The following is a 290-nucleotide window of genomic DNA, read 5'->3' as shown; positions in this document are numbered from 1 at the left end:
GTGTAGCGAAGGGACCACAGCAGGAAAAAGTAACACAGCTCATTCATAAAGAAGCGGGTCGTATGCAGCGTCTCGTTCCTGATTTATTAGATTTAGCACAATTAGAAGGTGAACATTTTCCGTTAAAGAAACAACCTATCGTTTTTTCACAACTGATTGAAGATGTGTTAGATACGTATGAGATTAAGGTTATAGAAAAGAAAATTCGTATTTCAACAAAGTTAAATCCAGATATCATTGTAATGATTGATGAGGATCGTATGCTACAAGTGCTTCATAACGTGTTAGAT

Annotated in this window: 1 pseudogene; it reads left to right on the top strand. The window is 35.9% G+C overall.

The annotated features are described in order from the left end of the window. Positions 1 to 290 (top strand): annotated as a pseudogene (locus ACSG5Z_RS31470) (sensor histidine kinase); the annotation flags it as partial.

The sequence above is a fragment of the Bacillus pretiosus genome (assembly GCF_051294775.1).
Classification (GTDB): Bacteria; Bacillota; Bacilli; order Bacillales; family Bacillaceae_G; genus Bacillus_A; species Bacillus_A wiedmannii.
Note: the sequence above shows the minus strand (reverse complement) of the source record. Positions and strands in the feature narration are given on the sequence as shown.